Source organism: Subtercola boreus, from assembly GCF_003399635.1.
Taxonomy (GTDB): Bacteria; Actinomycetota; Actinomycetes; order Actinomycetales; family Microbacteriaceae; genus Subtercola; species Subtercola boreus_B.
On the sequence record NZ_NBXB01000001.1, the window covers coordinates 73,683 to 97,128 of the forward strand.

Genomic DNA, 23,446 nt, shown 5'->3' on the forward strand with positions numbered 1-23,446 from the left:
GGCTTCAAAGCCGCCGGTCGAAGCATTGTTTTGGTAGAATGAAGGGTCTGCCAATCTGCTTTGGAGCCCTTATATCCATGACATCCCCACTTGACCAAGCCGACTCCGAAGATGAATATGGCGCCGACGCCATACAGATCCTCGAAGGCCTCGAAGCGGTTCGCAAACGCCCCGGCATGTACATCGGTTCTACTGGTCCCAGGGGGCTCCACCACCTGGTCTACGAAGTCGTCGACAACTCCGTCGACGAAGCGCTGGCCGGGTATTGCGACACCATCGGCATCACCATGCGAAAGGACGGCGGCATACGCGTCGTCGACAACGGCCGCGGCATCCCTGTCGATCTGAACAAGCACGAGAACAAGTCGACCGTCGAAGTGGTGCTGACCATCCTGCACGCCGGCGGCAAGTTCGGTGGCGGTGGGTACTCGGTGTCCGGTGGCCTCCACGGCGTGGGAATCTCCGTCGTGAACGCGCTCTCCGCAGAACTCGATGTCGAGGTGCGCCGCCAGGGCCACGTCTTCCGGCAGAGCTACAAGCATGGAATCCCCCAGGCTCCACTCGAACAGGGCGAGGCCTCGGCCGAGACCGGAACGACGGTCACGTTCTGGCCGAGCCGCGAGACCTTCGAGACGGTCGAATTCGACTACGAGACCCTCCGGGCACGCTTCCAGCAGATGGCGTTCCTGAACAAGGGACTCCGCCTCACCCTCACAGATGAGCGCGGGGAGGAAGACGTCGTCGTCAGCTACCTCTATGAGAAGGGTCTGGTCGACTACGTCGAGTACCTCAACCGCTCGAAAAAGAACGAACTCGTTCACGATGAGGTCATCTCGTTCGAGAGTGAGGACACCGACCGCAAGATCTCGCTCGAAGTGGCGATGCAGTGGACCAATGGGTACACCGAGAGCGTGCACACCTACGCGAACACCATCAACACGCACGAGGGCGGCACGCACGAAGAGGGTTTTCGCGCCGCGCTCACCTCGCTCGTCAACCGGTACGCCCGCGAGAAGCAGATCCTGAAGGAGAAGGACGAGAACCTGACGGGCGACGACGTTCGCGAGGGTCTCACTGCCGTCGTCTCCATCAAGCTTGCAGAACCGCAGTTCGAAGGCCAGACGAAGACCAAGCTCGGCAACACCGAAGCCAAGGCGTTCGTGCAGCGCGTCGCCGGCAAGGAGCTCGCCGACTGGTTCGATCGCAAGCCGACAGAGGCCCGCGAGATCATCCGCAAAGCCATTCAGGCTTCGCAGGCACGAATGGCAGCCCGTAAAGCGCGCGAACAGACCCGTCGCAAGGGCCTGCTCGAAGGCGGCGGCATGCCCGGCAAGCTGAAGGACTGCTCGAGCCGCGACCCGGTCAAGAGCGAGATCTTCATCGTCGAGGGTGACTCGGCCGGCGGTTCTGCGATTCAGGGCCGGAACCCCGAGACGCAGGCGATCCTGCCCCTCCGCGGCAAGATCCTCAACGTCGAGAAGGCGAGGCTGGATCGGGCTCTCGGCAACAATGAGGTGCAGGCGATGATCACCGCGTTCGGTGCGGGCATCGGCGAGGACTTCAACCCCGACAAGGCCAGGTACCACAAGATCGTGCTCATGGCCGATGCCGATGTCGATGGGCAGCACATCACCACTCTGCTGCTCACGCTCGTGTTCCGTTACATGCGCCCGCTCATCGAGCTCGGCTACGTCTACCTGGCGATGCCTCCGCTCTACCGTCTCAAGTGGTCGAATGCGCCGCACGAGTACGTGTACTCGGATGCGGAGCGGGATGCGCTGCTCGCGCACGGCCAGGCTTCCGGAAAACGCATCCCCAAGGAGAACGCCATCCAGCGTTACAAGGGTCTGGGCGAGATGGACTATCGCGAGCTCTGGGACACCACGATGGATCCCGAGACGCGCACGCTCCGCCAGATCACCCTCGACGATGCGGCTGCAGCAGACGAGATCTTCTCGACGCTGATGGGCGAAGACGTCGAGTCGAGGCGCAACTTCATCCAGAAGAACGCCAAAGACGTTCGTTTCCTCGACATCTGATACTCCCAGGGCGCTCTGCATGCGGGTGCCCTCCAACTGATCGAAGAGAACTATGACTGACGAAAATCCTCCGGTCGACCCCGGCGTACCCGCCGACTCGATCGCCCCCGATTCGCGTGGCATGACTACCGACCGCATCGAGCAGGTCGACCTCCAGCTCGAGATGCAGCGCTCATACCTCGACTACGCGATGAGCGTCATCGTCGGGCGGGCCCTTCCCGACGTGCGCGACGGCTTGAAGCCCGTTCACCGCCGCGTGATCTACGCGATGTACGACGGCGGTTACCGGCCTGACCGCGCCTTCTCGAAGTCGGCCCGCGTCGTCGGCGAAGTGATGGGACAGTTCCATCCGCATGGTGATACGTCGATCTACGACGCGCTGGTGCGTCTCATCCAGCCGTGGAGCCTCCGCTATCCGCTGGCGCTCGGCCAGGGCAACTTCGGTTCGGCCGGCAACGATGGCGCTGCCGCCCCCCGGTACACCGAGACGAAGATGGCTCCGCTCGCGCTCGAGATGGTGCGCGACATCCAAGAGGAGACCGTCGACTTCCAGGACAACTACGACGGCCGCACGCTCGAGCCCGTCGTGCTGCCGAGCCGTTTCCCGAACCTGCTGGTCAACGGATCCGTCGGTATCGCGGTCGGCATGGCCACGAACATCCCGCCCCACAACCTGCGCGAAGTGGTCTCTGGCGCCGTCTGGTATCTCGAGAACCCGGATGCCACGCGCGAAGAGTTGCAGGAGGCGCTGATCCAGCGCATCAAGGGCCCGGACTTCCCGACCGGCGCGCAGATCCTCGGCGTCAAGGGCATCCATGACGCGTATCGCACCGGCCGCGGTTCCATCACGATGCGGGCCGTCGTCAATGTCGAGGAATTGCAGGGTCGCACCTGCCTCGTCGTCACCGAACTCCCCTACCAGGTCAACCCCGACAATCTGGCGATCAAGATCGCGGAACTGGTCAAAGACGGCAAGATCGGCGGTATCGCCGACATCCGGGACGAGACCTCTGGTCGCACCGGCCAGCGCCTCGTCATCGTGCTGAAGCGCGACGCTGTGGCGAAGGTGGTGCTGAACAACCTCTACAAGCACACCTCGCTGCAGGAGAACTTCGGCGCCAACATGCTTGCCATCGTCGATGGAATCCCGCGCACGCTGCCGATCGACGGATTCATTACTGAGTGGGTCGCCCATCAGATCGACGTCATCGTCAGGCGCACCCAGTTCCGACTGCGTCGCGCTGAAGAGCGCATGCACATCCTGCGCGGGTACCTCAAGGCTCTGGATGCCCTCGACGAGGTCATTGCGCTCATCCGACGCTCCTTGACCGTCGATGACGCACGAACCGGCCTGATGGACCTGCTCGACGTGGACGAGATCCAGGCAGACGCGATCCTGACGATGCAGCTGCGTCGTCTGGCCGCTCTCGAACGACAGAAGATCGTCGATGAGGCCGCAGAGCTGCAGATCGAGATCGACGGTTTCCACGTGATCCTCGGCAGCCCGGAACGCCAGCGCGAGATCATCATCTCCGAAGTGAGCGAGATCGCGGCGAAGTTCGGTGATGATCGGCGCACCGAGATCATGTTCGGTTTCGACGGCGACATGAACATGGAAGACCTGATCCCCGAAGAGGAGATGGTCGTCACAGTCACCCGCGGCGGCTACATCAAGCGCACCCGGAGTGACAATTACCGGAGCCAGCACCGGGGTGGCAAGGGCGTCAAGGGTGCGCAACTGCGGGCGGATGACGTGGTCGACCATTTCTTCGTCACGACGACCCACCACTGGCTGCTGTTCTTCACCAACACGGGGCGGGTCTACCGCGCGAAGGCCTACGAGCTGCAGGAGGCCGGGCGCGACGCCAAGGGCCAGCACGTCGCAAACCTGCTCGCCCTGGCACCCGATGAGAAGATCGCCCAGATCCTCGACATCCGGGACTACAAGACGGCGACGTACCTGACGCTCGCCACGCGCGACGGCCTGCTCAAGAAGACGGCGCTGAGCGAATACGACACGAACCGCTCCGGCGGCATCATCGCGATCAACCTACGGGAAGGCGACGAGCTCGTTTCGGCCCTCCTGGTGGAGGAGACGAGTGATGTGCTCCTCGTGTCGAAGAAGGGCATGAGCATCCGGTTCACCGCGTCGAACGACGCCCTCCGGCCGATGGGACGATCGACGGCGGGCGTGATCGGCATGAAGTTCCGTGACGACGACTACCTGCTCGATGCCTCTGTCGTGTCAGACAACGGATTCGTCTTCGTGGTGACCGAGGGTGGGTTCGCGAAGCGCACCTCGGTCGACCAGTACCGGCTGCAGGGCAGAGGTGGTCTCGGCATCAAGGTTGCGAAGCTGCAGGAGGCTCGGGGAGACCTGGCCGGCTCGTTGATCGTCGACGAGGAGGACGAGGTCTTGGTGGTTCTTGCCAGCGGCAAGGTGGTACGCTCCTCCGTGGCTGAAGTCCCGGCCAAGGGCCGAGACACCATGGGTGTTGTCTTCGCGAGATTCGCTGAAGACGATCGGATCATCGCATTGGCCAAGAACACCGAACGCACTGTTGTTCTGGAAGAGATCGCCGACGCGGAAGCGCCGGTCGAGCCTCTCGACGAAGCGGCGGATGCTGGAGAGGAAAGCTAGACCCATGAGTAATGTGGCCGAGAAGCTCGCCAAGAAGTCATCACGCCCCGCCCAAGCCAAGCAGGTGCGCCTACGCCTGGTGTACGTCGACTTCTGGTCGATCCTGAAGCTGTCGTTCCTCTGGTCGATCATCCTCGGTATTGTCACCGTTGTCGCGACGTTCCTGATCTGGTCGTTACTGAACCAGACCGGGGTCTTCGATTCCGTGAACAAGGTGCTCACAGAGATCGCCGGAACGGGCAGCAACTTCAACATCAACGAATTCGCGTCGCTCGGCCAGGTGATGGGATTCGCGATAATCGTTGCGATCCTCGACGTGATCGTGATTACTGCGCTGGGCGCGATCGCAGCCGTTCTGTACAACCTGACGGTGAAGATCACCGGCGGAGTGATGCTCGGTTTCACAAACAAGTAGGTTTTGGGTAAGATCGTAAAGTTGCGTTTCCCGGAGAGATCCGGGGAGGGCAACGGCTCAAACGGGGGTATAGCTCAGTTGGTTAGAGCGCTTCACTGATAATGAAGAGGTCCCAGGTTCAAATCCCGGTACCCCCACCCGTGTTCGTTAAACAGTGTGATTGCTGTGCAATCGCGTTTTGTCACGGCACCGGGGCCTTAGCTCAATTGGTAGAGCGCCTGCTTTGCAAGCAGGAGGTCAGGAGTTCGATTCTCCTAGGCTCCACGCGAACAAAAAAGGACCGGCCAGCAGGCCGGTCCTTTTTCGTTCGCGTGTCGCTCGATGTTTATTGCTGGCTTCACCGGTCCCTGCCCGGCGAACGCGGGGAAAGCGCGCCGCGCGCGGGCGCCACGCTTTTCCCAACTTCTTCCACCGATGCTCGACGGTCGCAAGACAAAAAGAGAACCCCGGCCCCTGTGAAGGGTCGGGGTTCTCTCTTTGTGCCTGGGGTCAGGAGGCTGTGGGGGTGTCGATCTCGTCTTCGGAGATCCACAGCTCGTCGTCGGCGCGGAACGTCTGCCAGACGGCGTAGCCGATACCCACCAGGGCGATAGCACCGGTGACGAGAGCGACGTAGGTGCCGGCGTGCGACGACTTCTTCGCAGCCTTCGGGCTCACCTTGGCGATTGCGCCCTTGACGGTCTTGTTGTCACTCAGGCCCACGGCCCCGGCAGCCGAGGCGAGACCGCCACCGATGGCGGGAAGAACATCGGAGTTGAACTTCTTCTTGGCCTGGTCGCTTGCGACCTTCACGGAAGCAAGGCTGTGCGCTGTCGACTGCGCAATGGAGTCGGACGCGCTCTTCGTTGCGGTGCGAACCCGGGGCACGACCTCTTCCTTGGTGTATTCGCCAAGCTGGAGCTTTGCCTCGCGGGCTACGTGATTGGCACGGTCCAGAATCTCCTGCTGGTCACTCCAGAGCTTGTCTGCACTCGAACGCAGATTCTTGAGCGCCTTCTGGCGTTTACGGGTGAGACTCATCAGAAACCTCCATCGGCTGAACGCGGTCGGAACAATCTTGCCACGCAATGCAGCGCGGCCGGACATCGAGACCTGACTATCATCCGACTTTACGCTGACCCTTGACTGTGTGCGCCAGCCCATGTGTGAGAATTGAGCCATGGCCAAGCACACCCACGTCGCGACTCTCCACACGAATCTCGGCGACATCACCGTCAACCTCTTCGGCAACCACGCTCCTCAGACTGTCAAGAACTTCGTCGAGCTCGCGCAGGGCTCCCGTGAATGGACGGACCCGAAGACGGGAACGGCCACGAACGCCAAGCTCTACGACGGCAGCATCTTCCACCGCATCATCCCGGGCTTCATGATCCAGGGTGGCGACCCGCTCGGCAACGGCACCGGCGGCCCCGGCTACCGTTTCAACGACGAGATCAGCCCCGACCTCGACTTCACCGAGTCCTACATCCTCGCCATGGCCAATGCCGGCATCCAGGGTGGCCAGGGAACCAACGGATCCCAGTTCTTCATCACCGTCGGCGCCACGACCTGGCTCCAGGGCAAGCACACGATCTTCGGCGAGGTCGCCGATGACTCTTCACGGCGCATCGTCGACAAGCTTGCAGCAGTCGCCACAGACTCGTACGACCGCCCCCTCGACGCCATCGTGATCGAGAGCGTCGAGGTCGCCGACGCGTAAGTGAGGCGGTCGAGCAGCCGGCAACGCGTGGTGGTCCTGCCGTGACATCCGTTCCCGAGACGTCCTCGAACGTCTGCTATCGCCATCCCGATCGGCAGAGCTACATCCTCTGCCAGCGGTGCGGAAAGACGGTCTGCCCGGAGTGTTCCGTCCAGGCCGCGGTCGGGGTGCATTGCGTGGACTGTGCGCGGGAGGCCAGGCAGGGGGGCCAGTACAAGCGTCGGCCCGCCTTCGTCAGGGCGGCGCGATCGGCCAGCCGGTCCTCGGGCAGCCCTGTGGTGACGTACGCCATCATGGCTGTCACGGTGTTCGTGTTCATCCTGCAGGCGATACCGGGACTGGGTGTGACCGGTGCCCTGCAGTTCGCCGGTGCCTATGTGCAGCCCGGCGCGGGCTACGCGGTCGGTTTCGAACCGTGGCGCATGGTCACGTACGCGCTCGTGCACACGCCGTTCTCGATCAGCTCGCCGTTCACGATCCTGCACATTCTCTTCAACATGTATTCGCTCTACATCTTCGGGCGGATCCTCGAGCCGATGATCGGTCGTTGGCGTTTCCTTGCACTGTACGTAATTTCCGCGGTGGGAGGTGCGCTGTCGGTCGACCTCCTCAACGGCCCCGGCCAGCCGGTCATCGGCGCATCGGGTGCGATCTTCGGTCTGATGGCTGCGTTCTTCATCATCTCGCGGAAGCTCGGCGGCAACACGTCGCAGCTGATCGTGTTGGTCGTGCTCAACCTGGCCATCGGGTTCATCATCCCGGGAATCTCCTGGCAGGCCCATGTTGGCGGTCTGATCGCGGGTGGCCTCGTCGGACTGATCTACATCGAGACGCGGCAGAGGCGGCGCCAGCCCACGCAGATACTGCTGACGGCGGCGGTGCTCGTCGTGCTCATCGCGATCACGGCCGTCCGTTCACTCGTCTAAGAGTCAACTCCCGAGGTGTGCGACTCCTGAGTTGTCCACAGGCACCTGTGCACAAAATTGTGGAATCAGACAAGTTATCCACAGGTTTATTAACATTGGGGATAATTACACCCGTGTAATTAGACCGAGGTTGTGAGGGTGGTTACCGCGATCGGCAGGTCAGCGCCAGCGGGTCGTCATGAGGAAGCCAATGAACGCGATTCCGAAGCCGATGAGGATGTTCCAGCTGCCGAGACCCGGAACGGGCAGCACGCCCTGGCTCACGTAGAACACGATGATCCAGGTGAGGCCGAGGAGCATGAAGCCGAACATCACGGGCTTGAACCAGACCGGATTCGGGCGCGACTCATCACTCGTTCTCTGAACGACTTGCTGGGAACGGGTCTTTTCGCGGGCCATGCCCATGATTCTAGCTGGGAATACTGGCGGCCTGCAGGATGTAGACCCTTGATACGCTGGGCATGGATTCAGCATCCCGCGATCCAGTTCTTCTAAGATGGCCGGCGTGACAGATATATTCTCACTTCTTCCGGGCGAGCCCGAGCCAGAGCGACGCGCTCGCAGAGAGTCGTCAGCTCCAGAGGGGGAGCCGACAGACCGGCCCGCGTCGGAGCCCAGCAGCGACAAGCGGCCCCGCGACAACCGTGGGCGGTCGCGATCTGTGGTGCGGAGCGCGATCGGCGTTGCCGGTGAGCTGCTCGTCACCGCCGGGGTGCTCGTCTTCCTCTTTCTCGGCTGGCAGCTCTGGATTCAGGGCATCGCCCTGAACAACGCGCAGACGAATGAGGCCTCTGGCCTCTCCCAGCAGTGGAACGCGTCGCCTGTCGGGCCTGTTGCTCCCGCGAACACCGATCCGGCTGCGTCGACCGGCGCTCCGCCCGCAGACGGATCGAGCGGTGTGGCTCCGGTCGTGATGGCAGCGCCCGCCGAGACGAAGCAGTTCGCCGTTCTCTACGTACCCCGGTTCGGCGCGGACTACAAGCGCACCATTGCAGAGGGTGTGGATGCCAAAGCGGTGCTGAACGCCGGCGGCGCCGGCCACTACGAACAGAGCGCGATGCCGGGTGCCATGGGCAACTTCGCGATCGCCGCCCACCGCGACGGCTGGGGCAGCCCGTTCATCAAGATCAACGAGCTGAAGATCGGTGACCCCATCTACGTCGAGACGCAGGACGGGTGGTACACCTACCGCTATCGCGACACCGAGTACGTCACGCCCGAGGGTGTCGACGTGCTGGGCGCGGTACCCCAGGTTCCGGATGCTGCGCCCACCGACCGGCTCATCACGTTGACGAGCTGCAATCCCCTGTACATCGCGTCTGAGCGGATCATCGCCTATGGTGTGCTCGACTCGTTCACTCCCCGGAGTGCGGGTGCCCCCGCTGAGATCGCGGGCCTCACCGGAAAGGGGGCGTGATCCGTGTACGGTTCGCTGTGGAGAGTGCTTCCCGGGCCCGTGTGGCTACGCATCCTGATGCTCGTCGTCGCACTGGCGATCATCCTGTTCGCCCTCTCGACCTGGGTCTTCCCGTTCGTCGACGCGCTGTTGACACCCGGCCAACCCGTTACGGTTGATCCATGACCCACGTGCTCGTCATCGACAACTACGACAGTTTCGTCTATACGCTGAACGGCTACCTGCACCAGCTCGGTGCTGAGACGACCGTCGTCAGGAACGATGCCTTCACCGTGGAGGATGCCGCTGCCGCTCTGGAGAATTACGACGCTGTGCTGATCTCCCCCGGGCCGGGCAAGCCATCGGACGCCGGGGTCTCGATCGCCATCGTGCACGCGGCAATCGCCTCGGCGAAGCCGCTACTCGGAGTGTGCCTCGGGCACCAGGCCATTGCGGAGGCGATGGGCGCGACGGTCACCAACGCCGAGGAGCTGATGCACGGCAAGACATCGGTGATCGTGCACGACCAGAGCCCCTTCTACGAGGGCGTTGGCCAGAACTTCCTGGCGACCCGGTACCACTCGCTCGCCGTGGTCGACGGAACGGTGCCCGACGTCCTCGTCGTGACATCACGCACGGAGGGCGGCGTGATCATGGGCCTCAGGCACCTGAGTGCGCCTGTCTTCGGAGTGCAGTTCCACCCCGAGTCGGTGCTTACCGAAGGTGGCTACCGGATGCTCGCCAACTGGCTCGGCGTCGCGGGTCTTGCCTCGGCACAGGAGGCCGCTGACGGCCTCAGCCCGCTGGTTCGGATCGGCTGAACTTTCCAGGCCGGGCCCTGCCGGCCACGGTTCAGCCCGCGGGTGTGGCCGATGGCGTGGGCGTGGACGTCGGTGGAGGCGGCGGAGCGCCCGTGCAGTAGGTGAGAGTGATGTCTGCCGACTGCGGGCCGTCCCCAGCCGCGATGGACTGGTTCGTGACAGGGCTCTGGCCGCTGGCCGCGCAGGTGTCGTCTGCTGCGGCGCTCACACGGTAACTGATCGCCTGCAGGGCGACGGTGGCCTGGTCGAGGGGCACGTTCACGACGTTCGGTACGGTCACGAGACCGTTCGACACCACGAACGTCACCGTGTTCCCGGCGAAGCTCTGCGTTCCAGCCGCCGGGGTCGTGCTGATGATGACGTCGGCGGCGATGGTGGCCGAGTTCTGCTTCGTCGTGGCTCCGACCGTCATCCCGAGCGCTGTGATCGTCGGCGTCGCCGCTGCGACGGTGCTGCCCACGACGCTCGGCATGGAGACCGGCTTCGGGCCGAGCGACACGTAGACGCTGATGAGGGTCTTCGGTTGCACGACGGTGCCCGCATTGGGATCGGTGCGCACCACCTCACCCGTCGGGACGGTTGCGTCGTTCACGTCGTACCGTTGGGTCACGAGATCCAGCTGTTGCAGCGTCGCGTTCGCGCTGTCGTACGTCTGGCCTGTCGTCACGGGAACCACCGGATAGACGGTCGAGATCGGGTTGCCCTCTTTGAGCCCGAACACCCAGAACAGGATGGAGATGAGGATCACCGCGACAGCGATGATGCCGGCCCAGATCCAGATCACCGGCGGACGGGACTGGGTGCGCACCGTGTACTCGTCGTCGCCGGCGAGCTGCGTCAGTGCAGTGTCGGATCCGGCGGTCAGGGTCGGCGGAGCGCCGAAGAGCGAGGACTGGAAGTCCTCCTTCGGAAGGCGTTTCGAGGGGATCTTCCCGGCACCGGCGATCTGCAGGTCGACCTTGAAGTCGGCGGCACTCTGGAACCGTGCGAACTTGTCTTTGGCCAGCGCATGAGCGACCACCTGATCGAGCGCCGGAGACACCTTCGGGTTGATCGAGCTGGGCGCCACCGGGGCCTCGCTGACGTGCTGGTAGGCGACCGCAACCGGGGTCTCGCCCCGGAACGGCGCACGGCCGGTGAGGAGTTCGAACAACACGATGCCGGTCGAGTACAGGTCGGTGCGGGCATCCACCGACTCACCGCGCGCCTGCTCCGGCGAGAAGTACTGAGCCGTTCCGAGGATGGCGGTGGTCTGGGCGACCGTGGCCGAGGAGTCCGAGATGGCACGGGCGATCCCGAAGTCCATCACCTTCACCTGGCCGGAGGTGGTGAGCATGATGTTGCCGGGCTTGATATCGCGGTGCACGACCCCGGCGCGGTGCGAGTACTCGAGCGCGGTGAGGATGCCGTCGGTGATCCGCACGGCCTCCGCCGGATCGACGGGGCCCTGTCGAATGAGGTCCTTCAGCAGGATGCCCTGCACGTACTCCATCACGATGAAGGGCACGATGGCTTCGCTGCCCCCCGTCTCGGCGACGCGCTCCTCGCCCGCATCGAAGACGCGCACGATGGTCGGATGCGCCATCCGTGAGGCGGCCTGCGCCTCCTGCCGGAACCGGGTACGGAAGATCGGATCACCGGCGAGCGATGACTTCAGGAGCTTGATCGCCACCGGTCGGCCGAGCCGCTCGTCGCGACCGACGTAGACATTGGACATCCCTCCGCGGCCGATGATCTCACCAATGCGGTATCGCCCGGCAAGAAGGCGATTGTCATCGGTCACGGTGAGGCTCCATGCTCTGTTGGCCGGAAGGCCAGTACGGGGTCAGGTGGCGGAAGGACGGTCTCATGCTGGACGAACGGTGGAAGGGATCACCCTTTGGCCGGTGACGAGGGAGTCGCCGACGGCGTCGGGGTTGTCGGGGCGGAGATGGTGAGTTCGAGGGCCGGCGAGGACTCTGACTGCAATCCGCTCGATGCTCCGGTCGCCGTGCAGGTCACCTTGTAGCTGATGGTGATCGGGCCTGCCGTGGCCGGCGCGGTGAGTGCGGCACCCGGAGTGGTTCCGGGCTGGATGTTCACCGTCGCCCCACCGGCATCGAGGTCGTAGCTCGTGAGGTTCGTGCCCGACGGGCAGCTGTAGGCGCCCCAGGCCAGCCGGAACTCGGCACCGGTGGTGACCGTCTTCGGCGTTGCCGTGGGAGTGGAGGTCGGAGTGGGTGGGGCCACCGCGTCACCGTAGACGGTGAGGTTGATGGTCGTTCCCTTCGCGATGTTGCCGACGGGGCTGACCGAGTAGACCACGTCGACGAGGTCGGTGCTCGGGGCGGAGTTCTTCGTGACGCGCTCGGCTCCGAGGCCCAGTGCGGAGAGCACCGCGGCGGCCTGGTCGAACGACTTGCCCTTCAGATCCGCCTCGTTGACGACCACGGTGTTGGGGGTGGCAGTCGGCGACGGGGTGGTCGGCGCCGGGGAACTCGGAGCGGGCGAGGATGCGGGAGTCGTCGTGCCGGTCGCCGGAGTGGCACCGTTCGAACTGTTGTTCGTCGCCAGAGCGAAGATCGTGCCACCCAGAACGAGCACGAGGATGATGATCAGCACGATGAGCGGCCAGGTCCACGGGCTCCTCGACTTCTTGACCGGTTCACCGTCGTCACCGTCAGCGGCGAGGAGGGATGCCGTTGCGGGGCCGTTGGGTGTGCCGGATCCGGTACCGGCGCCGCCGATCAGCGAACCGAATGCCGCACCCGCCCCCGCAGCACCGGCCGTGCCGAGCACGGTCGTCGCCTGGGTCGGATCTGCCGCATCGCCTCCAGCGGTGGGCATCAGCATGGTGGCGGTGTCGGCCGGGGCGGACCCGCTGCCGAGAATGGCGGGTACGGCAGCAGCCGCCAGCGCGATGTCGCCCTGGCGGAGCGCCGTGGCGGCGCGAGCAAGAGCTGCACACGAAGCCGGACGGTCGGCCGGCTTCTTGGCGATGCAGCTGAGCACCAGGTTCCGCACGGGTTCGGGGATGCTCGTCGGGAGGGGCGGGGGCGCATCGTTGATCTGCGCCATCGCGATCGCGACCTGGGACTCTCCGGTGAACGGGCGCTTGCCGGCCAGGGACTCGTAGGCGACGATGCCGAGCGAGTAGATGTCGGTGGTGGATGATGCGGACTGACCGCTCGCCTGTTCGGGTGAGAGGTACTGCACGGTTCCCATCACCTGGCCCGTTGCCGTGAGCGGCACCTGGTCTGCGATGCGGGCGATGCCGAAGTCGGTGATCTTCACGCGGCCATCGGGTGTGATCAGCAGGTTGCCCGGCTTGATGTCACGGTGCACGAGACCGGCGTTGTGGGCGGCCTGGAGAGCGGATGCCGTCTGCGCGACGATGTCGAGCACCCGGTCGGTCGAGAGCACGTGCTCCCGCTCGAGGATGACCGACAGCGCTTCGCCCGGGACGAGTTCCATGACGAGGTAGGCACTGCCCTCTTCTTCGCCGTAGTCGAACACGTTGGCAATGCCTTCGTGGTTCACGAGGGCCGCGTGGCGTGCCTCGGCGCGGAAGCGTTCGAGGAAGCCCGGGTCGCCGAGGTACTCGTCTTTCAGGATCTTGATAGCGACGTTCCGACCGATGACGAGGTCGGTCGCCTGCCAGACCTCGCCCATTCCACCGATCGCGATACGCGTGGAAAGCTCGTACCTTCCCCCGAAGGTGAGCCCTGCTGTGGGTCTCATTTGTTCAGCACCGCCTCAAGTACTTTTTTGGCGATCGGAGCAGCAACTTCGTTGCCTGACCCGGATTCACCTAGTCCGCCGCCATTTTGTACCACTACTGCAACTGCAACCTGTGGGTTGTCTGCAGGAGCGAAACCTGTGAACCAGAGGGTGTACGGATCGCCCGTCCCGTTCTCCGCTGTTCCCGTCTTCCCGGCCACACTGACTCCCTCTATTCTTGCATTAGTCGCTGCGCCGGAATTGACAGCCTCGACCATCCACGAGGAAAGTGTCGAAGCTGTTACCGAAGTGATCGGTTGCGAGAGGGTCTTCGGCTCGAACTGCTTCAGAACGGTCAGGTCGGGCGCACGGACGTCGTCGACGAGGTTGGGCTGCATGATTGTTCCCGCGTTCGCCACCGCCATCGACTGCTCGACGATCTGCATCGGGGATGCCCGCACGCTGGCCTGGCCGAACGACGAGAGCGCGAGCGTTGCGTCGTCCTCCAGGGGCGGGAACTGGCTGGCCTGCACGGGGATGGGTGTATCGAACCCCGAGTTGTATCCGTAGGCCTTCGCCATGTCGGTGAGGCCCTTCTGGCCCATCTCGACGCCGAGTTCCGCCATCGGGATGTTGCAGGAGAGAACGAAGGCGGTCTTGATGCTGACCGTGTCGCCGGGGCCGCATGTTCCACCGCCCGCATTCTGTACGGTTCGATCGCTCTCAGGCAGGTGGTAGAGAGCCGGATTGGGCAACTGGTGGTCTTCGGTCAGGCCGGCATTCTGCAGGGCGGCGGAGGAGGTGACGATCTTGAAGGTCGAGCCGGGCGGATCGAAGTTGCCGTTGAGCGTGCGGTTGATCAGGGGGTTGCCGGAGTCGGCGATGAGCGCGTTGTACTGCGCGATCACAGAGTCGGTGTCGTGCGCGGCGAGCACATTGGGGTCGTAGTCGGGCTTCGAGACCATGGCGAGGATGCGCCCCGTCTTCGGTTCGACGGCCACGATGGCGCCCTGCAGGTCGCCGAGGGCGTCGTAGGCGGCTTGCTGCACCTTCGGGTCGATGGTCAGCTCCACAGAGGCGCCTTGGGGGTTCTGGCCGGTGACGATGTTGTTCAGTTGGCTGAGGAACTGCGATCCGGAGGTACCGCTGAGCTCCTGGTCGAGGGCGTCCTCGATGCCGCTCGAACCCTGGTCGAGGGTGTAATACCCCGTGATGGCGCTGTAGAGCGGCCCGTTCGTGTAGGTGCGCTGGTACTTGTACTGGTCGGCAGAGGGCACGCTCTGGGCGATTGGCTGCCCGTCGACGAGGATCGCCCCGCGCTGGTTCGAGTAGCTGTTGTTGATTGTGCGCGCGTTGCGGGAATCGCCGGCCAGGGCATCCGCTGAGAAGAACTGGATTGTCGTGACCGACAGGAAGAGTGCGGCGAACATTGCCAGGATGACGATGGTCACACGTTTGAGTTCGCGGTTCATGGGCTCTAGACCACCAGCCTGGGTTGATTGCGGACGGTGTCCGACAGGCGGAGCAGCAGCGCGACGATGATCCAGTTCGCGACGAGGGAGGACCCGCCGGCTGCGAGGAACGGGGTCGTGAGGCCGGTGAGCGGGATGACCCGGGTGACGCCGCCGATGACGATGAAGCACTGCAGCGCGATGACGAAGGTGAGGCCGATCCCGAGCAGCCGACCGAAGTCGTCTGTGCCGGCGAAGCTGATCCGGAGCCCCCGTGCGATGAAGAGCAGGTAGAGGGCGAGGATCGCGAACAGGCCGGCCATCCCGAGCTCCTCGCCGAGGCTTGCGACGATGTAGTCGCTCTGGGCGAGGGGGGTGATGTCGGGCTGGCCCTGGCCGAGGCCGGTGCCGATGAGCCCGCCGTTCGCCAGGCCGAACAAGCCCTGAACGAGCTGGTAACTGCCGCCCTGGGCGTCGTAGTTCGTCGTGGAGAAGGGATCGAGCCAGTTCGAGAACCGGTCGTTCACGTAGACGAGCACCCGGCTGGCGATGAGAGCGCCGCCGAGGAACAGCCCGACGCCGATGATCACCCAGCTGAGCCGGGCCGTCGCAACGTAGATCATCACGACGAAGAGCCCGAAGTAGAGCAGGGCCGTTCCCAGGTCGCGCTGGAAGATGATGACCGACATCGAGGCGGCCCAGATGACGAGAATGGGGCCGAGGTCGCGCCCGCGCGGGAAACGCATGCCGAGGAACTTGCGACCGACGACCGAGAGGCTGTCACGTCGGGAGACGAGATACCCGGCGAAGAAGATCGCCAGGGCGATCTTGGCGACCTCGCCCGGCTGGAAGCTGAGCGGGCCGATTCCGATCCAGACCCGGGCCCCGTAGATCTCCTTGCCGATCCCGGGCAGGAGCGGCAGAACGAGCAGCACGCCCGACAGGGCCATGAAGACGTAGGTGTACCGCTGCAGCACCCGGTGGTTGCGGAGCGCGATGATCACGACGAGAGCCGCGATGATCGCGATGGCGCTCCAGACGACCTGGCGGACGGCCGTGCTGTCCCAGCCCGTCGACCCCGGGATCTGCAGGTCGATGCGGTAGATCTCGGCGATGCCGATGCCGTTCAGGAGGGTGGCGATCGGGAGGATGAACGGATCGGCATTGGGCGCGACGAACCGCAGCGCGATGTGGGCGCCGATCACGAGCACAGAGAGGCCGGCACCGAGCAGGGCGACCTGCCCGTAGTCCACGGCGCCTTCCGCGCCGAGCTGCACGAGCACCACGGCGCCCGCGTTCACGAGGCAGGCGAGGAGGAGAAGGAAGATCTCGAGGTTGCGGAGCTTTTCAGGCACATGGATGCGACGCACCGGCTTGGTCGCCGGGGCCGCCTCTGTGGTGGATGCCGCCACCACTCCGCCGTCGCTAGCCACTCGGCACCGTCAGGCTGATGCTCTGCACGGTCGCCCGCGCGGCATCGATCGAATCGGCGCTGATCGTGTTCTGCACCTGGGTCTGCATGTACATCGGCAGTTTGTCGACGCTGATGCCGGTGTCTTCGTACACATGAGAGAGGGTGATCGGCCCCAGAGTCTGCTGAACGCCCTGGTAGATCGCAACGTGGCCGTTCGTCTGGCCGACGAAGTAGCGCGACTGCGTCCACTGGTAGGCGAGCAGCAGGCTCGCTGCGATCACCAGCACCACGATTATGCTGCCGATCAGCCAGGTGACCTTCCGCTTGCGGCTGCGGCGGCGGTCTTCGTCGATCAGCTCGTCGAGGTAGTCGTCGCCCTGCGCCTCGAAGTGCGACGGTTCCTGGGAACCGCTGCCTCTCGGGTGCAGGCGGAGCCCGGGCATCCGTGACGACTTGCGGCCCTGCGCGCCACCGTAGGCGACAGGCCGGGACGCCGCTCCCACGGTCTGCGGGATGTAGGTGCTGCCGGTGAAGGACTCGCTGATGTCGACGACGACGACGGTGACGTTGTCCGGTGCCCCGTGGTCGAGGCTCTCTGTGACGAGCATGTCTGCGACGGCCTGAGGGGCCGGGTTCTCTGTGAGGGCTTTCGCGATGTCGTCGTTGTCGACCACACCGGTCAGCCCGTCGGAGCAGAGCAGCCAGCGGTCACCAGGCCGGGTGTCCATCACCTGCAGGTCGACGTCGGGGGTGGAGTCGACATCGCCGAGCACCCGCATCAGCACCGAGCGCCGCGGATGCACCTTGGCCTCCTCGGCGGTGATGCGCCCGTTGTCGACCAGGCGCTGCACGAAGGTGTGGTCGGTGGTGATCTGGGTGAGTTTGCCATCGCGGAACCGGTAGATGCGCGAGTCGCCGATGTGGGCGAGGGCGACGCTGTGGCCGACCCGCACCAGTGCGGAGAGGGTCGTACCCATTCCGGTGAGTTCCGGATGCTCGTACACGGCTTCAGCAAGGATGGCGTTCGCGCTGACAATGGCCTCCTGCAGCGCGAACTCTGCATCGACGGCCGAACTGTACTCGCCGTCGATCTCGAGGAGTTTGTTCAGCGCCAGGGCGCTGGCGACGTCACCGCCGGCGTGGCCGCCCATGCCGTCGGCAACGGCGAACAGGGATTGGCCGGCATAGCCGCTGTCCTGGTTGTTCGCCCGCACGCGGCCCACATGGGAGACCGCGGCGCTCTCCGTCACCAATGGCATGACCGGGCCGCCTAGCGCCGAAGTTCAAAACTGGTGGAACCAATTCTGACCGGGGTGTTGAGGGCGACGGGAGTGGGCTGGGTGACGCGCTTGCCGTCGAGGTAGGTGCCGTTGGTGGAGTCGAGATCCTGGATGACCCACTCGTTGTTCCAGTTGAGGAGGCGCGCGTGGTGGGTGGAGGTGTAGTCGTCGCGGATGACCACACTCGAGTCCGTCGAACGGCCGATGGTGAGGGGGTCGACACCGAGCTCGATCTCGGTTCCCGCCTTCGTGCCCGAGGTGATGACCAGCTTGTGCGCGTTGCTGGTGGTGGCACGGGGATGCACCCCGGCACTGGACCCTTCGAGCGGCGTGAAGACGGGCACCTTCGACTGCGGCGGAGGAGTCGGAGGATGGGACGTTCCCGGCAGCCCGGCGGCGGAGGCAGCTGCCCCGACGACGACGCCCTGGGCTCCACGCGAGGCGGCGGGGGGCTGGACAGGGGGCGCACCGACCGGTGCATTGACGGGCGGCGGGGAGAATCCGGGAGCGCCTGCGCCTGCCGGCGGCGACGCCGCGGTGCCCGCGGGGTCGCGCATCTTGCGCACACGCTGGCCGAACAGGTCGGAGCGCATCGCGTACACGATGACGAAGACGAAGACCCAGAGCAGTGCGAGAAAGCCGAAGCGCAGGATCAGGAGGGTGAGTTCGCTCATAGATTCCACCGGAATCCGCCGGGCTCCGGCGGCTGGTTCTTCTCCGGTGCTGGTTCGTCGAGCGGGAACGGTGCGTCGATGTCGGCGGCTCCATCCGCTGCGCTGTTGCGGGCGCCGGCATTGTCGCTGTTGTCGTCGCGGTCGGCTCGGCGGGGTCTCTGGGGTGCCCGCTTGGCCTTCCGTGGAGACTCGGCCCGCTCGGCTTCGTCGGCGGCCGCGGCTGCTGCCCGCCGGGGGGAAGCAGGTGCCGGAGCGAGCTCGGGTGCGGGAGGCAGTGGGGCGGGAGCTGGTGGGGCGGCGGCTGGTGGGGCGGGGGCTGCCGAGGCGCCGACTGCGGCCGGCTGGGCGGGAGGCACGGCAGCTCGAGCGTCATCCCTCCGGGGAGCGGGATGCTCGGCCTCGGCGAAGGCCTGCACGTCGGAGGCCTGGGCCAGAACCCGGAACACCACGCGGGTGCGCCCGATCTGGATGACGGAATCCGGTTCGACAACAGCCCGGGTGACGGCCTGGCCGTTCAGCTGCGACCCGTTCGTCGAGTCGAGGTCCCGCACCTCGGCACGCCTGCCATCCCAGAGGATCTCGATGTGCTTGCGGGAGATGCCGGTGTCCTCGACGGTGATGTCGGCCTCGCGGCCACGGCCGATGACCGTGCGTGAGCGGGTGATCGGGTAGCGCTTGCCCGCGACATCCAGAACCGGAGCCCAGACGACATCGCGCTGCACCGTCGAACTCTCGATCTCGAGCAGGCCCGCGCTCAGACGCGGCTGCTCGACCAGCGTGACACTCACGCTGCCGGCGAACTGGAAGCCCTGCGCGCCGGCGTGCTTCTGCACCACCTGCGTGAGCTCGTCGACGAGGGTCGGGCCGAGGCTCTTCATGCGCTGGAAATCGCTCGAACCGACCAGCACGCGAAAGCTGTTGGGCACGAGGATGCGGTCCCGTGAGACCACGGCCGCCTTGGTGTCGAGCTCCCGCTTGAGGGCGGAGCTGATCTCAACCGGCTGCAGCCCCGAGCGGAAGGTCTTGGCGAACACGCCGTTCACAGCGCGTTCGAGACCTTTCTCGAAGTTGTCCAGTATTCCCACACGTCTCCCATTTTCTGTGTGCCCGACGGTGCGTCGTGCACAAGGTGCCGGCATGAATGCTACGACAGATAGTACTGGCCATACGTGTTAAAGGCCTGCAGTGAGTATCTTCTGGTAGATCTGTGACCTGTGGACGAGAGGATGCCCGGGCCGCTCGTTTTCGGATTCGGCTGCATCAGTGCTAATCTCGCTGAGTTGGCGCGAGTGGCGGAATTGGTAGACGCGCACGGTTCAGGTCCGTGTGTTCGTAAGGACGTGGGGGTTCAAGTCCCCCTTCGCGCACCAGCACAGAAGAAGGCCCCCGACCGGTGAATCCGGTTCGGGGGCCTTCTGAGTTTCTGGGGCGTCAGGAACGTCGCGAGAAGAAGGTCATGAAGGCGCCGAAGGCGGCGAACATGCCACCGAAAGCGGCCAGGGCGAGTCCGAACGAAACGATCGCGCCGTTGAAGACGAGGCCGAGGGTCGTGACGAGCAGGCCGAACGCAAGGATGAGGAAGCCGTAGGCGAGCAGGGTGGCGGGGGCGGAGCGTCGGGGGGCGACGGCAGGGTCGGAGTCGGTCATGGTTCCGAGCTTAGCTTTCGGCGCGAGAGGGTCTTGCAATCTTGAGGTCCAAAAGCATATAGTGTGTGCGCTCTGGCTGCAGAGTGGGCGGGCCGGTAGTCCTGAGGTATGGCCGAACCCCACTCCGAAGCCGCGCGCCTCGTCGGTGAGCGCATGAAGGAGACGCGGCAGCGCCTCGGGCTGAGCCAGGAGGACGTCGCTGAGCTGGCCGAGATGCACGTGACGAACGTGGGCAAGATCGAGCGCGGCCAGACCAACCCGAGCCTGTCGACGATCGTCGCGCTCGCTGGAGCGATGAACACGGATCCCGGTCTCTGGGTGACCGGGCTGACCACCGACATGATTCCGGGTCGGACGCACAAGTTCACCGCTGCCGACCTGATTCGCGAGCAGAAGCGCCGCCAGGTCTGATCCGCGGCGCTTCTGCGTGCCGCGTCAGACCCGGGCGCCTGCCAGCGCCTCGAGGATCGTCGAGACCTCGGTGCGCGTGGTGTAGTCGACGTGCACGTCGGCGAACCGTACCGTGCGGTCGGCGTCGACGATGAGCACCGTCGGGAACGGGAGGTCGCCCGTCGCGTCGGCGTTACTGTCTGCCACGTCGAAGCCGAGGGCGGTGTGGGCCGTGCGGGCCTCGGCACTCGGTTCGGTGAGCAGTCCGAGCTGGCGCACGAGCGCGTTCGACGCGTCGGAGAGCACGGTGAACTCGAGCTCTCCGCCCTCGACGGCCGCGCGCGATCCATCCGGAGTCTGTGGGCTGATGGCGATGAGGCCGACGCCCTGCTCGCGGAGGGCGGGCAGCAAGTCCTTCTGGTAGGTCTTCAGCGTCAGGTTGCAGTACGGGCACCAGGCTCCGCGGTAGAACACGAGCACGGCGGGGCTCCCGCCGATCGCCGCCGACAGCGTCGTGCTGCCGCCCTCGGGGGTGACGAGATCGCCGTCGGGCACGGTGTCGCCCACGGCGACGGCGTCGGCGGGGACTCCGTTTGCGATGAGGGCTGCCTGCTCGGCGGCGAAGACGGCGGAGAGGTCAGGCCCGATCTGGGCTTCGAAGCCCTCGTTGAACTCGGTGACCTGGGCGGCTAGCGTACTTGATTCGTTCGACATGGGTCGACAATACGTCGGCGCTTCCTGCCTGACCTGCGCCGCGTAACGTGGCGTCACACTCGGGGGTGCGGGGGCTAGATCAGCAGCGCGCGCAGCTGGTCCACCGAGTGCACCACCGCGATGGCGCCGACCGCCTCGGCCGGGGATCCGTAGCCCCACTCCACCATGATCGGCGGGATGCCGTGCGCGGCGGCACCCTCCATGTCGTGGATGCGATCACCCACGAGCACCAGGTTCGACAGGTCGACGCCGGCCGCTCGCAGCCGTGCCAGTGCCTCGTCGATCACGTCGGCCTTCGCGCTGCGGGTCTCATCCTCGCTCGCGCCCGTGATGACCACGAACGCGTGTTCGAGCCCGAGGTGTTCGAGGATACGGTGCGCCTGGACCTCCGACTTCGAGGTGGTGATGGCCAGTGGGATACCGCCCTTGTGCAGGAACTTCACCAATCCGACCATGCCGGGGAAGGTGACCGCGTCGTCCTGCGGGCCCTCGCTCGCAGCCAGGCCGCGATAGATGTGCAGGGCCTCGAGCGCCTCCGCCTCGTTCATGCCGGCGACGAGCTCGAAACCCTCGAGGATGGGCGGGCCGACGAAGTGCACCAGTTCGGCGGGCGGCGGGACGGGTCGCCCGAGCGCGAGGAGCGTACGCGAGAGCCTGCCGATGATGCCGGGAGCCGAGTCGGTGATGGTTCCGTCGAGGTCGAAGAGGATGCACGACCACGGTTTCTGGGGTGCAACAGGTGTGTGAGTCATCGACCCACATCCTACGGCGCGTGTGTAAAATCATCTGATCGAGACCACTGCATCCCCCCGTCCCCGGCGCGCGAGACCATCGGCCATGGGCATCCTGAGCCTCGCTCTCGTCGTCGCCGCAGCTGTGGTATCCGGCACCGGCGTGCTGCCGGGGGCGGATACTGCTGCGCTCGCCGACCGGGTCGTTCCGGTGCTCGGCTTCGTCGTCGCGATCACGATCGTGACCGAGCTGGCGGCTGGGGCGGGGCTGTTCTCGGTGCTCTCCGGGTGGCTCGCGCGGCGCGGCGGCCGCCGGGTCTGGATGCTCTGGCTCTTCGTCATCGTGCTGGCGACCCTGAGCACGATCTTTCTGTCGCTCGACACGACGGCGGTGCTGGTGACGCCGGTGGTGGTGCTGCTCGCGATCGATGCCGGACTGCCGCCGATCCCGTTCGCGCTCGCGACGGTGTGGTTGGCGAACACGGCGTCGCTTCTGCTGCCGATCTCGAATCTCACGAACCTGCTGGCGGCGACGAAGATCGCGAGCGTCGCGCCTGCCGGGTCGAGCGTCGACCTTGCGTCGCCGTTCGGTTTCGCGTCGATCGTGTGGGCGCCCGCTCTGGTGGGCATCATCGTGCCCGTCGTGCTGCTGACGCTGCTGTTCCGCCGGCAGCTCCGCGGCACGTACCGGGTTCCGGAACGGGCATCCATCGACGACCGGGTGCTGCTCATCGTGTCGGCCGTCGTGGTGGTCGTGCTGCTGCCGCTGCTGGTGTCGGGGCTGCCGGTCTGGATTCCGGCGACCGGGGGCGCGGTGGTGCTGGTCGCAGCCTTCGCACTGCGGCGGCGGTCGGCGCTCGGGGTGGGGCTCATCCCGTGGGCGCCCGTCGGCATCGCGGCGGGCCTCTTCGTGCTGGTCGAGGCGGCGCAGGTGCACGGGCTCGGTTCGGTGGTGGGGGCGGTCGCCGGATCGGGTTCCTCGTTCCCCGCTCTGCTGCAGCTGGCCGGGCTCGGCGTGGTATCGGCGAACGGCATCAACAACCTGCCGGCCTACCTCGTGCTGGAGCCGGCCGCGGGGTCGCCGGTGCGGCTCATCGCGTTGCTGATCGGGGTGAACCTCGGGCCGCTCGTCACGCCGTGGGCGTCGCTTGCGACCCTGCTCTGGCACCAGAAGGTGGTGTCGCAGGGGGTGACGATCCGCTGGGGCCGCTTCATGCTGGCCGGTCTGGTGGCGGTTGTCGTGACGGTGCCGCTCGCGGTGCTGGCGCTCTGGCTGAGCGCCGGCGCCTCCTAGCCCTGGCCAGCTCCGCCCCCCACCCCAGCCCTCTCGCCCTCAGCCGGGCTGGCGCCATCCGGGAGTCGAAATCCGCCCCAAACCCACCGGCGGCGTCAAGTGGTGGTTGCAACTGGGGGGTCAGGCTGCCTCGGTGAGGAGTCTGTTCAGCCGTGTGGCTGGGGTGTCGTAGTCGAGGGTGGGGCGGGGGCGGCTGTTCAGGGTCGCCGCGACGC

At 65.4% G+C, this 23,446-nt stretch carries 21 protein-coding genes, 3 tRNA genes and 1 pseudogene; 13 read left to right on the forward strand and 12 right to left on the reverse strand.

The genetic code is table 11. The features are described 5' to 3' along the window. Positions 1 to 77 precede the first annotated feature (77 nt). From gyrB to B7R22_RS00420, 5 genes are all read left to right on the forward strand, one after another. Positions 78 to 2,039 (forward strand): DNA topoisomerase (ATP-hydrolyzing) subunit B, encoded by a 1,962-nt coding sequence (gyrB, locus tag B7R22_RS00400; RefSeq protein ID WP_116409857.1) that lies wholly within the window; start codon positions 78 to 80, stop codon positions 2,037 to 2,039. 52 nt (positions 2,040 to 2,091) lie between these two features. Beyond that, on the forward strand, positions 2,092 to 4,680 hold the full coding sequence (gyrA, locus tag B7R22_RS00405; protein WP_172582124.1) for a DNA gyrase subunit A: 2,589 nt from the start codon (positions 2,092 to 2,094) through the stop codon (positions 4,678 to 4,680). A 4-nt stretch (positions 4,681 to 4,684) separates the two neighbouring features. After that, entirely contained in the window at positions 4,685 to 5,095 is a 411-nt protein-coding gene (locus tag B7R22_RS00410; RefSeq protein ID WP_116281274.1) for a DUF3566 domain-containing protein, read from the forward strand. 63 nt (positions 5,096 to 5,158) lie between these two features. After that, positions 5,159 to 5,232 (forward strand) — tRNA-Ile (locus B7R22_RS00415). Positions 5,233 to 5,286: 54 nt separating this feature from the next. Beyond that, positions 5,287 to 5,359, forward strand: a tRNA-Ala gene (locus tag B7R22_RS00420). A gap of 225 nt (positions 5,360 to 5,584) precedes the next feature. Here the strand turns inward: B7R22_RS00420 and B7R22_RS00425 are convergent. Then, a complete protein-coding gene (locus tag B7R22_RS00425) occupies positions 5,585 to 6,115 on the reverse strand; it encodes a hypothetical protein (RefSeq protein WP_116409858.1) in 531 nt (176 codons plus the stop codon). A 139-nt stretch (positions 6,116 to 6,254) separates the two neighbouring features. Here B7R22_RS00425 and B7R22_RS00430 point away from each other — a divergent pair, with 139 nt between their 5' ends. After that, on the forward strand, positions 6,255 to 6,794 hold the full coding sequence (locus tag B7R22_RS00430) for a peptidylprolyl isomerase (protein ID WP_116409859.1): 540 nt from the start codon (positions 6,255 to 6,257) through the stop codon (positions 6,792 to 6,794). A gap of 278 nt (positions 6,795 to 7,072) precedes the next feature. Beyond that, entirely contained in the window at positions 7,073 to 7,720 is a 648-nt protein-coding gene (locus B7R22_RS00435; protein WP_253258790.1) for a rhomboid family intramembrane serine protease, read from the forward strand. Positions 7,721 to 7,879: 159 nt separating this feature from the next. Here the strand turns inward: B7R22_RS00435 and B7R22_RS00440 are convergent, their stop codons facing one another. Then, positions 7,880 to 8,119 (reverse strand): cell division protein CrgA, encoded by a 240-nt coding sequence (locus B7R22_RS00440; RefSeq protein WP_116409861.1) that lies wholly within the window; start codon positions 8,117 to 8,119, stop codon positions 7,880 to 7,882. A 265-nt stretch (positions 8,120 to 8,384) separates the two neighbouring features. Here B7R22_RS00440 and B7R22_RS00445 point away from each other — a divergent pair, with 265 nt between their 5' ends. From B7R22_RS00445 to B7R22_RS00450, 3 genes are read left to right on the forward strand one after another with little or no spacing between them, the layout of a single operon-like run. Beyond that, positions 8,385 to 9,137, forward strand: coding sequence for a class E sortase (locus tag B7R22_RS00445; RefSeq protein WP_253258791.1), 753 nt, complete (start codon positions 8,385 to 8,387; stop codon positions 9,135 to 9,137). 39 nt (positions 9,138 to 9,176) lie between these two features. Further along, the gene (locus B7R22_RS20035; protein WP_301182579.1) at positions 9,177 to 9,302 is read left to right on the forward strand and encodes a hypothetical protein; all 126 of its coding nucleotides are present in this window, start codon (positions 9,177 to 9,179) and stop codon (positions 9,300 to 9,302) included. After that, complete coding sequence (locus B7R22_RS00450) at positions 9,299 to 9,937, forward strand: anthranilate synthase component II (RefSeq protein ID WP_116409863.1); 639 nt, start codon at positions 9,299 to 9,301, stop codon at positions 9,935 to 9,937. Before B7R22_RS20035 ends, B7R22_RS00450 begins: the two co-directional genes overlap by 4 nt. A 31-nt stretch (positions 9,938 to 9,968) precedes the next feature. Here B7R22_RS00450 and pknB read toward each other — a convergent pair whose 3' ends face one another. From pknB to B7R22_RS19625, 7 genes and pseudogenes are all read right to left on the reverse strand, one after another. Beyond that, the gene (gene pknB / locus B7R22_RS00455; protein WP_116409864.1) at positions 9,969 to 11,720 is read right to left on the reverse strand and encodes a Stk1 family PASTA domain-containing Ser/Thr kinase; all 1,752 of its coding nucleotides are present in this window, start codon (positions 11,718 to 11,720) and stop codon (positions 9,969 to 9,971) included. Positions 11,721 to 11,809: 89 nt separating this feature from the next. Next, positions 11,810 to 13,657, reverse strand: coding sequence for a serine/threonine-protein kinase (locus tag B7R22_RS00460; RefSeq protein ID WP_116409865.1), 1,848 nt, complete (start codon positions 13,655 to 13,657; stop codon positions 11,810 to 11,812). Beyond that, positions 13,654 to 15,108 carry a penicillin-binding transpeptidase domain-containing protein gene (locus tag B7R22_RS00465; RefSeq protein ID WP_116409866.1) on the reverse strand — a complete coding sequence of 485 codons (1,455 nt, stop codon included), beginning with the start codon at positions 15,106 to 15,108 and terminating at the stop codon, positions 13,654 to 13,656. The genes B7R22_RS00460 and B7R22_RS00465 overlap by 4 nt, the downstream gene beginning before the upstream one ends. A 5-nt stretch (positions 15,109 to 15,113) precedes the next feature. Next, positions 15,114 to 16,520, reverse strand: coding sequence for an FtsW/RodA/SpoVE family cell cycle protein (locus B7R22_RS00470; RefSeq protein WP_437184120.1), 1,407 nt, complete (start codon positions 16,518 to 16,520; stop codon positions 15,114 to 15,116). Continuing rightward, a complete protein-coding gene (locus B7R22_RS00475; protein WP_116409867.1) occupies positions 16,513 to 17,760 on the reverse strand; it encodes a PP2C family protein-serine/threonine phosphatase in 1,248 nt (415 codons plus the stop codon). Before B7R22_RS00475 ends, B7R22_RS00470 begins: the two co-directional genes overlap by 8 nt. Positions 17,761 to 17,771: 11 nt before the next feature. Beyond that, positions 17,772 to 18,455, reverse strand: coding sequence for an FHA domain-containing protein FhaB/FipA (locus B7R22_RS00480; RefSeq protein WP_116409868.1), 684 nt, complete (start codon positions 18,453 to 18,455; stop codon positions 17,772 to 17,774). A 377-nt stretch (positions 18,456 to 18,832) separates the two neighbouring features. Further along, positions 18,833 to 19,540 (reverse strand): annotated as a pseudogene (locus B7R22_RS19625) (FhaA domain-containing protein); the annotation flags it as partial. A 198-nt stretch (positions 19,541 to 19,738) separates the two neighbouring features. Here B7R22_RS19625 and B7R22_RS00490 point away from each other — a divergent pair. Next, a tRNA-Leu gene (locus tag B7R22_RS00490) sits at positions 19,739 to 19,825 on the forward strand. A gap of 61 nt (positions 19,826 to 19,886) precedes the next feature. Here B7R22_RS00490 and B7R22_RS00495 read toward each other — a convergent pair. Next, positions 19,887 to 20,102 carry a hypothetical protein gene (locus B7R22_RS00495; protein WP_116409870.1) on the reverse strand — a complete coding sequence of 72 codons (216 nt, stop codon included), beginning with the start codon at positions 20,100 to 20,102 and terminating at the stop codon, positions 19,887 to 19,889. Positions 20,103 to 20,210: 108 nt separating this feature from the next. Here B7R22_RS00495 and B7R22_RS00500 point away from each other — a divergent pair, with 108 nt between their 5' ends. Beyond that, entirely contained in the window at positions 20,211 to 20,513 is a 303-nt protein-coding gene (locus B7R22_RS00500) for a helix-turn-helix domain-containing protein (RefSeq protein ID WP_116409871.1), read from the forward strand. 24 nt (positions 20,514 to 20,537) lie between these two features. Here B7R22_RS00500 and B7R22_RS00505 read toward each other — a convergent pair whose 3' ends face one another. Beyond that, entirely contained in the window at positions 20,538 to 21,206 is a 669-nt protein-coding gene (locus B7R22_RS00505) for a peroxiredoxin-like family protein (protein WP_116409872.1), read from the reverse strand. Between the two features lie 74 nt (positions 21,207 to 21,280). After that, positions 21,281 to 21,958, reverse strand: a complete 678-nt coding sequence (locus tag B7R22_RS00510) for an HAD hydrolase-like protein (protein ID WP_116409873.1) — start codon at positions 21,956 to 21,958, stop codon at positions 21,281 to 21,283. A gap of 85 nt (positions 21,959 to 22,043) precedes the next feature. Between B7R22_RS00510 and B7R22_RS00515 the strand changes: the two genes are divergently transcribed. Then, positions 22,044 to 23,231, forward strand: coding sequence for an SLC13 family permease (locus B7R22_RS00515; RefSeq protein ID WP_116409874.1), 1,188 nt, complete (start codon positions 22,044 to 22,046; stop codon positions 23,229 to 23,231). Positions 23,232 to 23,446: the final 215 nt, after the last annotated feature.